13 protein-coding genes are annotated in these 11,785 nt (G+C 70.0%); 12 read left to right on the top strand and 1 reads right to left on the bottom strand.

Annotation, left to right across the window (positions count from 1 at the left end):
* The 11 genes from VFF97_RS07490 to dapF form a co-directional block, all read left to right on the top strand.
* The coding region (locus tag VFF97_RS07490) for a DNA translocase FtsK (RefSeq protein WP_325032867.1) at positions 1-1,511 on the top strand (1,511 nt) is incomplete at its 5' end.
* A 64-nt stretch (positions 1,512-1,575) separates the two neighbouring features.
* On the top strand, positions 1,576-2,148 hold the full coding sequence (gene pgsA / locus VFF97_RS07495) for a CDP-diacylglycerol--glycerol-3-phosphate 3-phosphatidyltransferase (RefSeq protein ID WP_325032868.1): 573 nt from the start codon (positions 1,576-1,578) through the stop codon (positions 2,146-2,148).
* A complete protein-coding gene (locus VFF97_RS07500) occupies positions 2,145-2,666 on the top strand; it encodes a CinA family protein (RefSeq protein ID WP_325032869.1) in 522 nt (173 codons plus the stop codon). The genes pgsA and VFF97_RS07500 overlap by 4 nt, the downstream gene beginning before the upstream one ends.
* A 151-nt stretch (positions 2,667-2,817) precedes the next feature.
* Complete coding sequence (locus tag VFF97_RS07505) at positions 2,818-3,126, top strand: helix-turn-helix transcriptional regulator (RefSeq protein WP_325032870.1); 309 nt, start codon at positions 2,818-2,820, stop codon at positions 3,124-3,126.
* Between the two features lie 40 nt (positions 3,127-3,166).
* Positions 3,167-3,391: a DUF3046 domain-containing protein gene (locus tag VFF97_RS07510; protein ID WP_325032871.1), complete on the top strand. Its 225-nt coding sequence runs from the start codon at positions 3,167-3,169 to the stop codon at positions 3,389-3,391.
* 292 nt (positions 3,392-3,683) lie between these two features.
* Positions 3,684-4,736, top strand: coding sequence for a recombinase RecA (recA, locus tag VFF97_RS07515; protein ID WP_325032872.1), 1,053 nt, complete (start codon positions 3,684-3,686; stop codon positions 4,734-4,736).
* Positions 4,736-5,458: a regulatory protein RecX gene (locus tag VFF97_RS07520; RefSeq protein WP_325032873.1), complete on the top strand. Its 723-nt coding sequence runs from the start codon at positions 4,736-4,738 to the stop codon at positions 5,456-5,458. The genes recA and VFF97_RS07520 overlap by 1 nt, the downstream gene beginning before the upstream one ends.
* 60 nt (positions 5,459-5,518) lie before the next feature.
* Positions 5,519-7,069, top strand: a complete 1,551-nt coding sequence (gene miaB / locus VFF97_RS07525) for a tRNA (N6-isopentenyl adenosine(37)-C2)-methylthiotransferase MiaB (RefSeq protein WP_325032874.1) — start codon at positions 5,519-5,521, stop codon at positions 7,067-7,069.
* A gap of 93 nt (positions 7,070-7,162) precedes the next feature.
* Positions 7,163-8,089, top strand: coding sequence for a tRNA (adenosine(37)-N6)-dimethylallyltransferase MiaA (gene miaA, locus VFF97_RS07530; RefSeq protein ID WP_325032875.1), 927 nt, complete (start codon positions 7,163-7,165; stop codon positions 8,087-8,089).
* Entirely contained in the window at positions 8,086-8,511 is a 426-nt protein-coding gene (locus VFF97_RS07535) for a GNAT family acetyltransferase (protein WP_325032876.1), read from the top strand. Before miaA ends, VFF97_RS07535 begins: the two co-directional genes overlap by 4 nt.
* 23 nt (positions 8,512-8,534) lie before the next feature.
* Positions 8,535-9,398 (top strand): diaminopimelate epimerase, encoded by an 864-nt coding sequence (gene dapF, locus VFF97_RS07540; protein ID WP_325032877.1) that lies wholly within the window; start codon positions 8,535-8,537, stop codon positions 9,396-9,398.
* Positions 9,399-9,483: 85 nt separating this feature from the next.
* Here the strand turns inward: dapF and VFF97_RS07545 are convergent, their stop codons facing one another.
* Positions 9,484-10,125 (bottom strand): class I SAM-dependent methyltransferase, encoded by a 642-nt coding sequence (locus tag VFF97_RS07545; RefSeq protein WP_325032878.1) that lies wholly within the window; start codon positions 10,123-10,125, stop codon positions 9,484-9,486.
* A gap of 85 nt (positions 10,126-10,210) precedes the next feature.
* Between VFF97_RS07545 and hflX the strand changes: the two genes are divergently transcribed.
* Entirely contained in the window at positions 10,211-11,746 is a 1,536-nt protein-coding gene (hflX, locus tag VFF97_RS07550; protein WP_325032879.1) for a GTPase HflX, read from the top strand.
* Positions 11,747-11,785: the final 39 nt, after the last annotated feature.

Genomic DNA, 11,785 nt, shown 5'->3' on the forward strand with positions numbered 1-11,785 from the left:
TGCTCGAGCAGTTCGGCGTCGACGCGCGTGTGACCGGTTTCTCGCGCGGTCCGACGGTGACGCAGTACGAGATCGAGCTCGGCCCGGGCGTCAAGGTCGAGCGCATCACGGCGCTCACGAACAACATCGCGTACGCCGTCGCGTCGAACGAGGTGCGCATCCTCGCGCCGATCCCCGGCAAGAGCGCGATCGGCGTCGAGATCCCGAACACCGACCGCGAGATCGTGACGCTCGGCGACGTGCTGCGATCGGATGCGGCGCAGCGGTCGACGCATCCGATGACCATCGGCGTGGGGAAGGACGTCGGCGGCGGCTACGTCGTGGCGAACCTCGCGAAGATGCCCCACCTGCTCGTCGCGGGCTCCACCGGCTCCGGCAAGTCGAGCTTCGTGAACTCGATGATCACGAGCCTGCTCATGCGCGCGAAGCCGTCCGAGGTGCGCATGGTGCTCATCGACCCCAAGCGCGTCGAGCTCACGAACTACGCGGGTGTGCCGCATCTCATCACGCCGATCATCACGAACCCCAAGAAGGCGGCCGAGGCGCTGCAGTGGGTCGTGAAGGAGATGGACATGCGGTACGACGACCTCGCGTCGTTCGGATTCCGCCACATCGACGACTTCAACCGCGCGGTGCGCGCGGGCGAGGTGAAGGTGCCTGCCGGCAGCGAGCGGGTGCTCAAGCCGTATCCGTACCTCCTCGTCGTCGTCGACGAGCTCGCCGACCTCATGATGGTCGCGCCGCGCGACGTCGAGGAGTCGATCGTCCGCATCACGCAGCTCGCGCGTGCGAGCGGCATCCACCTCGTGCTCGCGACGCAGCGCCCGAGCGTCGATGTCGTGACGGGCCTCATCAAGGCGAACGTGCCGTCGCGCCTCGCGTTCGCGGTCACGAGCGTCACCGACTCGCGCGTCATCCTCGACCAGCCGGGCGCAGACCGGCTCATCGGGCAGGGCGACGGCCTGTTCCTGCCGATGGGCTCGTCGAAGGCGCTCCGTGTGCAGGGCGCGTGGGTGAGCGAGGCCGAGATCGAGAAGGTCGTCGCGCACGTGAAGGGCCAGGCTCTGCCCGAGTACCGGCCCGACGTGCAGATGGTCGCCGCCAAGAAGGAGGTCGACGCCGACATCGGAGACGACCTCGACCTGCTGCTCGCGGCCGCGGAACTCGTCGTCTCGTCGCAGTTCGGCTCGACGTCGATGCTGCAGCGCAAGCTGCGCGTCGGGTTCGCGAAGGCCGGGCGGCTCATGGACCTCCTCGAGTCCCGTGAGATCGTCGGCCCCTCGGAGGGCTCGAAGGCGCGCGACGTGCTCGTGACCGTCGAGCAGCTTCCGACGGTGCTCGCGCGCCTGCGCGGCGAGGATGTGCCCGACGAGCCCGCCGCGCCCGGAGGAGCGGATGCCGCAGCCGACGACCGATACGACGGCGACGCCGTCGACCGCCAGTTCGACGGGTATCCCACCGAGGAGGCCGGCGGCGACGAAGACGCGTGGGGGCTCACGGGGCGCGACTGACGCCTCCGTCCGGCGCCGCACGGGCGTCGCCGGGCATCCGTGTGAACCTCGATAGGCTCGGGCCATGGCGATCCCGCGACAGCTTCCGAACGCGATCACGATCGTGCGGATCCTGCTCGCACCGCTCTTCCTGTGGATGCTCCTCGTCGACGGCGGCGCCGACGGGCCGCTGCGCTGGTGGGCGGCGGCGCTGTTCATCGTCGCGATCGCGACGGACGGCGTCGACGGATACCTCGCCCGCAAGCACGAGATCGTCACCGACCTCGGCAAGCTGCTCGATCCGATCGCCGACAAGGTGCTCACGGGGTTCGCGTTCATCGGGCTGTCGATCCTCGGCGAGCTGCCGTGGTGGGTCACGATCGTCGTGCTCGTACGCGAGGTGAGCATCACGATCTACCGCTTCATCGTCGTGAGCGATCACGTGCTGGCGGCGGCGTGGATGGGCAAGCTCAAGACGGTCGCCCAGGCCGTCGCCCTCTCGCTCGCGCTGCTGCCGCTGTGGACGCTCGTCGGGGAGTGGATCATCTGGGTCAACATCGTCACGATGTGGATCGCCGTCATGCTCACGATCGCGAGCGGCATCGACTACGTGATGAGCGAGGTGCGCGGCGCCCGCAGGAACAAGGCGTCGTCGTGAGCGAGCCCGACGAGGCCGCCCGCGCGCTCCTGGCCGCGCTCGGGGCGAGAGGGTGGTCGCTCGCGGTCGCGGAATCGCTCACGGGTGGGCTCGTCGTCGCGACGATCGTCTCCGTTCCGGGCGCCTCCGCCGTGCTCCGCGGGGGAGTCGTCGCGTACGCCACCGACCTCAAGCATTCGCTCCTCGGCGTCGACGCCGACCTCCTCGCGCGGTACGGCGCGGTGCATCCGGATGTCGCGCGACAGATGGCGGAGGGCGTGCGCGCGACCGCCGGACGCGACGGCGTCCCGGCCCACGTGGGCATCGCCACGACCGGGGTCGCGGGCCCGGATCCGCAGGACGGGCAGGCGGTCGGCACTGTGTTCATCGCGGTCGCGACGCCCGTCGAGACGCGCGTCGAAAGGCTCGCTCTCGACGGTGACCGCGCCGAGATCCGGGCGGCTGCGGTGCGCGAAGCCCTGCGACTGGCACGCGAGTGCGTCGAGGTCGCGGATGCCGCGGAAGAGGCATCCGTGTGATTGCACAATGCGGGAACAACTCGTGTTGCGTGTCGGTTACATTCGGCGATTCCCACCCATTCCACAGCGCGCGGGATTAGATTGAGTCCAGTCGCTGTTGTACTGTTGTCCACCCGGACACGGTGGGATCCGAAGTGAGGAGGGGCCGGACATGATCCTTGTACGTCACGAGATCGGCGAAGTCCTGCGTGATTTCCGCCAGCAGAAGGGCCGTACCCTCCGTCAGGTCGCGAGCCGCGCAAGCGTCGCGCTCGGATACCTCAGCGAAGTCGAGCGGGGTCAGAAGGAGGCGTCGAGCGAGATCCTCGCGTCGGTCGCCGAAGCACTCGATGTTCCCATCTCGACGATCATGCGCGAAGTCGGCGATCGCATCTCGGTCCTCGAGGGCCTGCAGACCTTCCCCGACGTGGTGCCCGACGACCTGATGGCCGAGGTCGGTCCCGAGCTGTCGCTGCGCTGAGACTTTCATCGAGCGGGCTCACGATCAACCGGGGAGTGTCATGCGCTTGAGTGAGTTCGAGCGCGCCGTCCAGCACGAATTCGGTCCCCGGGCCGGAGCGATCCTCACCGACCTCGTCCTGACCGGTGTGGGCAACCGCACCGCGAATCAGGCACTCGAGGCAGGCGTTCCGGCGCGCGACGTGTGGCTCGCCGTCTGCGAGGAGATGGACGTCCCGCCCGAGCGCCGCTACGGCGTCGGGCGGCTCGAGCCCAAGCGTCGCTGATCTCGAACACTCTCGACCGCCCACCGGTTTCCGCCGGTGGGCGGTTCGCATTTCGCGGCATCGGCGCGGCGTGTCGGATCGAAGATCCGTTCGATGTGAGCGTAGGCTCCTGCACAGCTGGTGTCGATCGGGCGTCTGTCCACGGATCGGGAGGAGCGTGAGCCGTATGTCGGAGGCCCTCCCTAGCGTGGAACCCGTCCACGACACCACACGCCTTGTCGCAGCGTCGAGTCCGCCCCGGGCAGAGCGCGACAGCCTACAGGCGACGGACCGCGACCAGAAGGAGCATGCGATGCCATCACCCGCCGACCGCGAGAAGGCCCTCGAATCGGCCCTCGCACAGATCGATCGGCAGTTCGGAAAGGGCTCGGTCATGCGACTGGGCAGCGACGAACGTGCTCCGGTCGAGGTCATCCCCACCGGCTCGATCGCCCTCGACGTCGCCCTCGGCGTCGGCGGGCTCCCGCGAGGCCGGATCATCGAGATCTACGGACCTGAGTCGTCCGGTAAGACGACGCTCACGCTCCACGCGATCGCCAACGTCCAGCGTGCCGGCGGCATCGCGGCGTTCATCGACGCGGAGCACGCGCTCGACCCCGACTACGCGCAGAAGCTGGGCGTCGACATCGACCAGCTCCTCGTGTCGCAGCCCGACACCGGCGAGCAGGCGCTCGAGATCGCCGACATGCTCGTGCGATCGGGTGCGATCGACCTCGTCGTGATCGACTCGGTCGCCGCGCTCGTGCCGAAGGCCGAGATCGAGGGCGAGATGGGCGATTCCCACGTCGGCCTGCAGGCGCGACTCATGTCGCAGGCGCTGCGCAAGCTGACCGGTGGGCTCAACCAGACCAAGACGACGGCGATCTTCATCAACCAGCTGCGCGAGAAGATCGGCGTGTTCTTCGGCTCGCCCGAGACGACCGCGGGCGGCAAGGCGCTCAAGTTCTACGCGTCGGTGCGACTCGACATCCGCCGCATCGAGACGCTGAAGGACGGGTCCGACGCCGTCGGAAACCGCACGCGCGTCAAGGTCGTCAAGAACAAGATGGCCCCGCCGTTCAAGCAGGCCGAGTTCGACATCCTGTTCGGATCCGGCATCTCGCGCGAGGGCAGCCTCATCGACTTCGGCGTCGAGCACGGCATCGTCAAGAAGTCGGGCGCGTGGTACACGTACGACGGTGAGCAGCTCGGGCAGGGCAAGGAGAACGCCCGCAACTTCCTGCTCAAGAACGAAGACGTCGCGGCCGAGATCGAGACGAAGATCAAGGCGAAGCTGGGCATCGGCGCCGTCAAGGACGCCGTCGAGGCACCCGTCGACGACCTGGCGGCTCGTCGCCCGGCCTGATGGTCCGATTCGCAGACGACGGGGGCGAGCAGGGCTCGGCTGAGGCCGACCGCGGACTCGCCCCCGTCATCCCCCTGTTCGGCGGACGCATCGCCGCACCTGAGCCTGCGCTCGAGCCCGAGCCCGAAGTCCTCGATGTCGAAACGGATGCCGCGTGGCACCCGACCTGGGTGAGCGGTCGCGCCGACGACCAACCACCCCCGCTCGATGACGGCGGCTCCGACGAGAACCGTGTCGGGGCATCCGACCTCGCCGAGAAGATGCTGCTGAAGAGGCTGCGCACGCGGTCGCTCTCGGTCTCGGAAGCCCGGGCGTTCCTGCGCGACCACGAGCTCGACGCCGCGTCGACAGACCTCATCCTGAGCAGGATGACGGAGTTCGGCTACCTCGACGACACCGCCCTCGCCGAGCAGCTCGTCCATACGGCGGTCGATCGCAAGGGGCAGGGGAGGCAGGTCATCGCGCAGACTCTCGCGAAGCGGGGCATCCCGCGCGAGGTCGCCGACGAGGTGCTCTCGACGCTGCCCGACGACGACCTCGACCGCGCACTCGAGTACGCGCGCACGAAGGCGCGCAGCATGAGCGCGCTCGACCGCGACACCGCGCTGCGCAGGCTTGCGGGTCAGCTCGCCCGGCGCGGCTACCCCGCGAACGTCGCGCTCACCGCGGCGAAGCAGGCGCTCGACGAGAGCGGTGGGTCGTGGGGCGTGCGGTTCCGGTGACGATCGCCGGGGCATCCGACGGGCCGACCTCTCAGCGCCGGCTCGTAGAATGACGCCATCATGACCTCCCCTTCTTCCACGCCGACGCTCATCGCGCCGTCGCCTGCGGCGGTCGGCGCCGACGGGCGCGTGCGCACGTACGAAGTCCGGACGTTCGGCTGTCAGATGAACGTGCACGACTCCGAGCGCCTCTCGGGTTCGCTCGAGAGCGCGGGATACGTCCGCGCCGGCGCCGGCGAAGAGGCCGACATCGTCGTGATCAACACGTGCGCGGTGCGCGACAACGCCGCGGGCAAGCTCTACGGCACGCTCGGGCACCTGAAGTCCCGCAAGGACCGACACGAGGGCATGCAGATCGCCGTCGGCGGCTGCCTCGCGCAGATGGACAAGCAGGCCGTGCTCGAGAAGGCCCCGTGGGTCGACGTCGTGTTCGGCACGCACAACATGGGCTCCCTCCCGACGCTTCTCGAGCGTGCGCGCCACAACGGAGAGGCCGAACTCGAGATCCTCGAGTCGCTCGAGGTGTTCCCGTCGACGCTCCCCACCAAGCGCGACAGCATCTACAGCGGCTGGGTGTCCATCTCGGTCGGCTGCAACAACACGTGCACGTTCTGCATCGTCCCGAGCCTGCGCGGCAAAGAGAAGGACCGTCGCCCGGGCGACATCCTGAACGAGATCCGCCTGCTCGTCGAGGACGGCGCGATCGAGGTCACGCTCCTCGGCCAGAACGTCAACTCGTACGGCGTGGAGTTCGGCGACCGCCAGGCGTTCGGCAAGCTCCTCCGTGCGGCGGGCGAGATCGAGCGCCTCGAGCGCATCCGCTTCACGAGCCCGCACCCCGCGGCCTTCACCGACGACGTGATCGACGCGATGGCCGAGACGCCCGCCGTCATGCCGCAGCTGCACATGCCGCTCCAATCGGGCAGCGACCGCATCCTGCGGGCCATGCGTCGCTCGTATCGCAGCGACCGGTTCCTCGGCATCCTCGATCGGGTGCGGGCGAAGATGCCGGATGCCGCGATCTCGACCGACATCATCGTCGGCTTCCCCGGCGAGACCGACGAGGACTTCGAAGACACGATGCGCGTCGTCGAGCAGGCGCGGTTCGCGAGCGCGTTCACCTTCCAGTACTCGATCCGCGAAGGAACGCCCGCGGCCACGATGCCCGACCAAGTGCCGAAGGCCGTCGTGCAGGAGCGCTACGACCGACTCATCGCGCTTCAGGAGCGCATCTCGCTCGAAGAGAACCAGAAGCAGCTCGGCCGCACGCTCGAGGTGCTCGTGTCGACCGGCGAAGGCAAGAAGGACGCCGAGACGCACCGCCTCACGGGCCGAGCCGAAGACAACCGACTCGTGCACTTCGAGGTTCCTGAGGGTTCGCCGACACCGCGTCCCGGTGACGTCGTGAGCGTCACCGTCACGCACGCCGCGCCGTTCCACCTGCTCGCCGATGCGCCCGACGGCGCGCCGCTCCGAATCCGCCGCACGCGCGCGGGCGACGCATGGGACCGTTCGCAGGCGGAGTCCTGCGCCGTGCCCGCGCCGGCGGGCGAGCCCGGAGCACCGCGACCCGTGTCGCTCGGCCTCCCGACGCTCCGCATCGGCGTCTGAGCCCGTCCCACCCTCGCGCGACGGCGTTCGCGCTACCGTTTCGTGCGAGCGCGCCCGATCGCACGGGCACGCATGAAGGAATCGACAGCGCGAATGTCCCCGAGCAGCGAACCCGTCCTGTGGGCGGTCGTCGGCGCGACCGGCACCGGCAAGACCGCGCTGTCGCTCGATCTCGCACAGGCGCTCGCTGACCGCGGCCGCCCGGCCGAGATCGTCAACGCCGACGCGATGCAGCTGTACCGCGGCATGGACATCGGGACGGCGAAGCTTCCGGAAGGGGAGAGGCGAGGCATCCGCCATCACCTCCTCGACGTTCTCGACATCACCGACGAAGCCGCCGTCGCCTGGTACCAGGAGGCGGCGCGCGCCGCGATCCGCGACATCCACGAGCGCGGCGCGGACGCGATCCTCGTGGGCGGGTCGGGGCTGTACGTGTCGAGCGTGCTGTTCGACTTCCGCTTCCCGCCGCACGACGACGAGCTGCGCGCGAGGCTCGAGGCGGAGCTCGCCGAGCACGGCCCGGGAGTCCTCTTCGTCCGGTTGCGCGAGCTCGATCCGCGCACGGCCGAACGCATCGACCCGCGCAACGGCCGCCGCATCGTGCGCGCGCTCGAAGTGCTCGCGCAGGGCGAGGCGACGCACGGCGCCGCGCTTCCCGACGAACCCGTGCGGTGGCATCCGTCGACCCGCATCATCGGGGTGCAGGCTCCGCGTGACGAGCTCGTCGTTCGTCTCGACGCCCGTGTCGAGCGCATGTGGGCGGACGGCCTGGTCGACGAGGTCGCGCGACTGCGCGAGCAGGGACTCGAGCGAGGCGTCACCGCGCGTCGCGCGATCGGTTACGCGCAAGCGCTCGCTCAGCTGAAAGGCGAGGCCACCGAGGCCGAGGCGATCGCCGAGACGCAGGCCCTCACGCGGCGCTACGCGCGCCGGCAGGTGTCGTGGTTCCGCAGGTACGCGGGCGTCGTGTGGACAGACGCCGGGGCGGATGCCGCGACCCTGGCAGAGTGGGCGGAGTGAGCTTCCGCATCCGTCCGTTCCAGCGTCCCGACACCGAGTCCGTCATCGCCCTATGGCACGCCGCGGGGCTCACGCGCCCGTGGAACGACCCTCGCCAAGACATCGAGCGCAAGCTCCGGGTGCAACCCGAGCTCTTCCTCGTCGCGGTCGACGACGCCGAGGTGGTGGGGTCGGTCATGGCGGGTTACGACGGACACCGCGGCTGGCTGTACTACCTCGCGAGCGATCCCGCTCGTCGCGGCGAGGGCATCGGACGCGCGCTCGTCGGAGAGGCGGAGCGGCGACTGGAAGCCATGGGATGCCCCAAGGTGCAGCTCATGGTGCGACCCGACAACGTCGCGGCTCGAGGCTTCTACGACGCGCTCGGCTACGAGCCGTTCGACATCTGGGCGACGGGCAAGCGCCTCATCGCCGACGCCTGACGGCGCGACCCTAGGATTGAGGGATGCCGCTCATCCCGTTCACGAAGGGCCACGGCACCGGCAACGACTTCGTCATCGTCGCCGACCGCGACGGCGACCTCGACCTCAGCGACGACCAGGTGGCGGCGCTGTGCGATCGCCGGTTCGGCATCGGTGCCGACGGCATCCTGCGTGTCGTGCGCTCGTCGGCGATCGAGGAGGGCGCGGCGACGCCCGACGCCGAGTGGTTCATGGACTACCGCAACGCCGACGGTTCGAAAGCCGAGATGTGCGGCAACGGCGTGCGTGTGTTCGCTCGCTACCTGCTGCAGGCGGGCTTCGCGTCGCTGCCCGGTGGCGGAACGCTGCCGATCGGCACACGGGCCGGCGTCAAGACGGTGACGACGGCGCCCAACGGCTTCGAGGTCGACCTGGGCGTGTGGCGGACGGATGTCGACGCGCTCGTGCGCGCTCGCGGGCTCGATGTCGCCCGCCCCGGGCAGGGCATCGACGTGGGCAACCCGCACATCGTCGTCGCGCTCGGCTCGTCGCGCGAGCTCGACGGACTCGACCTCACCGTGCAGCCGGTGCTCGACCCGCCGCCGCCGCACGGCGCGAACATCGAGTTCGTCGTCCCGAGCGACCCGCTCGTGCGCGACGGGGTCGGATCGATCCGGATGCGCGTCTTCGAGCGCGGGGTCGGCGAGACGCTGAGCTGCGGAACCGGGGTCGCTGCGGCGGCACTCGCGGTTCGTCACTGGGCGGGAGAGGCCGCGCCCGACCGCTGGACGGTGGATGTGCCCGGTGGAACACTCGGCGTGCGGGTTCGCCGTGACGCCGACGGTGAGCACGTGCTGCTCTCGGGACCCGCCACGCTCGTGTTCTCGGGCGAGGTGTCGCTGGCCTGAGGCATCCGGGATGTCGCGGGGCGCGCGCTTCGTCTCGGTCGCTTCGTGTCCTCGCTCAGCGATCGGGGCTGGGGGAGGCGGAGGGTCAGGCGAGGTCGACCGGCTCCGTCGGCGGGGTGCCGTGGCGCCGCACGCGGATGACGCGGAATCCGCGGCCGGTGGCGGCGCGCTGCACGCTGTACCCCGTGTCGAACGTCGCGGCGAGCCACCGCTGCAGCGAATCCGACCCGAGGTTGCGCTGCACGACGAGCCACGCGTCGCTGCGTTCGGCCAGCCGCGGGATCCAGCGCTCGAGCAGCCCGTGCAGCTGGTTCTTGCCGACGCGGATCGGTGGGTTCGATCGGATCGTGCGGAACGCGATGTCGTCGGGAACATCGTCGGGCAGCACGGCGTTGACATTCTCGAGTCCCAGCGACTCCGCGTTGCGCCGCACGAGGTCGAGAGCCCGCTCGTTGACATCGACGGCCCACACAGTGGCGTGAGGCGACTGCAGGGCGAGGCTCAACGCGATCGGGCCCCATCCGCAGCCCAAGTCCAGAAAGGCGCCGCCCGGCGGCGCCGGCGGTGTGTTCGCGAGGAGCACGCCCGTCCCGGAGTCGATGTGATCGGGACTGAACACGCCTGCGGCGGTCGTGACCTCGACGTCACGACCGGCGAGCGTGACCCGGATGCGTCGCAGATTCTCGGCGCTCGCCGGCGACGCACTGAAGTAGTGATCGCTCGACATGGGAGCGAGCGTACCGGGTAGGCCGCGACAGCGGCTGAGCGTAGAGTTTACGGATGCCTCGGCCGAGGCTCCACGAGAGGAACGAATGACCGACACCACGACACCCCGAAGCACCGAAGAGACCCTCGTCGACCCCGTCGACAGGGTGCTCTCGCGCGCCGATGGGCGGTCCGGGGTTCGTGTCTTCGGCGCCGCGCAGGCGCTGCAGGACGAGACCACGGTCGCGCAGGTCGACACCGACGGCGACCAGTGGGATCGCGAGGAGCGCGCCGCGCTGCGTCGCGTGCCGGGGCTCTCCACCGAGCTCGAAGACGTCACCGAGGTCGAGTACCGGCAGCTGCGCCTCGAGAACGTCGTCCTCGTCGGCGTGCACCCGCAGGGCGCGCAGGAGGACGCCGAGAATTCGCTGCGCGAGCTCGCGGCCCTCGCCGAGACGGCGGGCGCTGTCGTGCTCGACGGCGTGCTGCAGCGGCGGCCGCATCCGGATCCTGCCACCTACGTCGGGCGCGGCAAGGCCCACGAGCTGCACGACATCGTCGCCGCCGTCGGAGCCGACACCGTGATCGCCGACACCGAGCTCGCGCCCAGCCAGCGCCGTGCGCTGGAGGATGTCGTGAAGGTCAAGGTCATCGACCGCACGACCGTCATCCTCGACATCTTCAGCCAGCACGCGAAGAGCCGCGAGGGCAAGGCTCAGGTCGAACTCGCGCAGCTCGAGTACCTCCTGCCGCGACTGCGCGGTTGGGGTGAGTCGATGAGCCGCCAGGCCGGTGGCCAGGTCGGTGCGGGCGGTGCGGGCATGGGCTCGCGCGGACCCGGTGAGACGAAGATCGAGCTCGATCGCCGCCGCATCCGGACCCGCATGGCGCAGCTGCGCCGCCAGATCCGCGACTTCGCGCCCGCCCGCGAGGCGAAGCGCGCCGAGCGCAAGCGCAACACCGTGCCGTCGGTCGCGATAGCCGGTTACACGAACGCCGGCAAGTCGTCGCTGCTGAACCGGCTCACGAGCGCAGGCGTGCTCGTCGAGAACGCTCTGTTCGCCACCCTCGACGCGACCGTGCGGCGCTCCGAGACCTCGGACGGCCGCGTGTACACGCTGACCGACACGGTCGGCTTCGTGCGCAACCTGCCGCACCAGCTCGTCGAGGCGTTCCGGTCGACCCTCGAGGAGGTCGGCGACGCAGACGTCATCCTCCATGTCGTCGACGGCTCGCACCCCGACCCTGCTGCCCAGCTCGCGACCGTGCGGGACGTCATCGGCGATGTGGGCGCGCGAGATCTCCCCGAGCTCGTCGTGTTCAACAAGGCCGACCTCGTCGACGACGGCACGCGCATGGTGCTGCGCGGCCTCGAGCCGAAGGCGCACTTCGTCTCGTCCCGCACGGGCGAGGGCGTCGACGAGCTGCGCACGGCCATCGAGGCGGCCCTCCCGCTGCCCGAGGTGGAGGTGGATGTCCTCGTGCCCTACGACCGCGGTGATCTCGTCTCCGCGGTCCACGAGCACGGCCTCATCCTCGCCCAGGAGCACGGTGAGGAGGGGACCCGTCTGCACGCCCGCGTGCCGGCCGTCCTCTCCGGCCGCCTGGCCCCGTATGCGCTCGGCGAGGCCCGCGCGTCCTGATCCGGCGCGCGACGCCGCGGCGGAGGCTCACTCCGTCGT

The organism is Microbacterium sp. (genome assembly GCF_035687345.1).
Taxonomy (GTDB): domain Bacteria; phylum Actinomycetota; class Actinomycetes; order Actinomycetales; family Microbacteriaceae; genus Microbacterium.

What these genes read in the sequence shown, in the direction of transcription:
- VFF97_RS07520 (WP_325032873.1), top strand. Translation starts at nt 4,736, where the DNA reads ATGGTCCGATTCGCAGACGACGGGGGCGAGCAGGGCTCGGCTGAGGCC.
- VFF97_RS07505 (WP_325032870.1), top strand. Translation starts at nt 2,818, where the DNA reads ATGATCCTTGTACGTCACGAGATCGGCGAAGTCCTGCGTGATTTCCGC.
- VFF97_RS07545 (WP_325032878.1), bottom strand. Translation starts at nt 10,125, where the DNA reads ATGTCGAGCGATCACTACTTCAGTGCGTCGCCGGCGAGCGCCGAGAAT.
- pgsA (WP_325032868.1), top strand. Translation starts at nt 1,576, where the DNA reads ATGGCGATCCCGCGACAGCTTCCGAACGCGATCACGATCGTGCGGATC.
- VFF97_RS07510 (WP_325032871.1), top strand. Translation starts at nt 3,167, where the DNA reads ATGCGCTTGAGTGAGTTCGAGCGCGCCGTCCAGCACGAATTCGGTCCC.
- dapF (WP_325032877.1), top strand. Translation starts at nt 8,535, where the DNA reads ATGCCGCTCATCCCGTTCACGAAGGGCCACGGCACCGGCAACGACTTC.
- recA (WP_325032872.1), top strand. Translation starts at nt 3,684, where the DNA reads ATGCCATCACCCGCCGACCGCGAGAAGGCCCTCGAATCGGCCCTCGCA.
- miaB (WP_325032874.1), top strand. Translation starts at nt 5,519, where the DNA reads ATGACCTCCCCTTCTTCCACGCCGACGCTCATCGCGCCGTCGCCTGCG.
- hflX (WP_325032879.1), top strand. Translation starts at nt 10,211, where the DNA reads ATGACCGACACCACGACACCCCGAAGCACCGAAGAGACCCTCGTCGAC.
- miaA (WP_325032875.1), top strand. Translation starts at nt 7,163, where the DNA reads ATGTCCCCGAGCAGCGAACCCGTCCTGTGGGCGGTCGTCGGCGCGACC.